2 protein-coding genes are annotated in these 1,487 nt (G+C 66.6%); one reads left to right on the top strand and one right to left on the bottom strand.

The features are described 5' to 3' along the window. On the top strand, nucleotides 1–435 hold a 435-nt coding region (locus ACZ6ZT_RS35210), incomplete at its 5' end, for a hypothetical protein (protein ID WP_469724521.1). Here ACZ6ZT_RS35210 and ACZ6ZT_RS35205 read toward each other — a convergent pair. Next, entirely contained in the window at nucleotides 430–1,269 is an 840-nt protein-coding gene (locus tag ACZ6ZT_RS35205; RefSeq protein WP_469724520.1) for an IS5 family transposase, read from the bottom strand. The genes ACZ6ZT_RS35210 and ACZ6ZT_RS35205 overlap by 6 nt on opposite strands. Nucleotides 1,270–1,487 lie beyond the last annotated feature (218 nt).

The following is a 1,487-nucleotide window of genomic DNA, read 5'->3' as shown; positions in this document are numbered from 1 at the left end:
TTGGGTCCACGCATGGAGGCGTGTGAGGATCCGCCCATGGAGTGCGATGTGTGTGGACGGGCCATGTGGCGATGGCCGGCGCTGCCGGCGGTGACGCATTCGGAGATCTGGTCCTGTTCCTGGTGCTACGCCTCCACCGATGTGGGTGGTGAGTGGTTCGAGGTCGCGCGGCCGCCGTATTTGCCCGTGGGGATTCGCTGGGAGAGGGCAGTTGCAGACGGCCTTCCCGCCGACGTCTCCCACGCCTTCGGCGTTTTCGACGGGACGCTGTGCGGAATCCAGGAAGCCGGCATGTCGCCGTCCGACTACTGGTGGCTGCCGGAGCGGGAGAATGCCTGCGGCGCTTGCCGGGAAGCGGCGGGTGTCATTGATGACCGCTGGCCGCAGGCAATGAGGGGCGAAAATGCGCGGGTCAGCGTGGCCCGGCGACTATGAGTCCTTCCAGTTCGGAGTCGATTCTCGCGTGAGCCGGCGGCTCATCAGGTCGATCATCGCGAGGCGGATCATCGCTTCGGAGCGGTGTGGGTGGGTTTCGTAGTCGCGAGCGAGGCGGCGGTGGTTCATCAACCAGCCGAAGGTCCGCTCGACGACCCAGCGCCGCGGGATGACCTTGAAGCCTTTCTGGCCCGGGTCACGGCGGGTGACCTCGACGTCGATGCCGAGGGTGGCGCCGTGGTCGATGGCTTTGGTCCGGTAGCCGGTGTCGGCCCAGGCCTTGGTGATCCTGGGGTGGGCCTTGGCAATGTGCGAGAGCAAGTGGATGCCGCCGACGTTGTCGGAGACGCTGGCCGCGGTGACCCAGACCGCGAGGAGGAGGCCGAGGGTGTCGACGCCGATATGGCGCTTGCGTCCTGCGATCTTCTTGCCCGCGTCGATACCCTGGCCGGCGGCCGGGACGTTGGCGGAGGTCTTGACGCTCTGGGCGTCCAGCACGCACGCGCTTGGTTCGGCGTCCCGGCCTGCGGCCTCCCGGACCAGTCGGCGGAGAAGGCCGTTGAGCTGGTCGAATACGCCGTCCCTCTGCCAGGCGGCGAAGTATCCGTAGACGGTTTCCCATGGCGCGAAGTCGTGGGGAAGGTAGCGCCAGGGGATCCCGGTCCGGTCCACGTACAAGACCGCGTCCATGATCTGGCGCAGGTCGTGCTCGGGCGGCCGGCCGATGTCCAGGCCCTTCCCTCGCCGCTCGGCGCGCCAGGTCGACAGAATGGGCTTGAGCAGTTCCCATCGGGCATCGGACAGGTCACTCGGATACGGCCGCTGTCGAGACATGTTTCGATAGTTCCGCAGGCCGACAGACAGCCGCAGGGCGCAAACAGGGGTGAGTGGGGGCGCCTTGGGATCAGACAGGAGCGAATGTGCGGAAACGTGCCTGGCAATGGCGTCAGCCGTCTCTCAGGTCCCGGAGAACGACCCTGGCCTCAGTAGTCCCAGCCCACTCCGCTACTCAAACAGCTGCCAAACGCCCCCGACGGGACAAAACGCTCTTT

The organism is Streptomyces sp. NPDC102258 (assembly GCF_055584685.1).
This window is presented reverse-complemented; position numbering and strand designations above follow the sequence as displayed.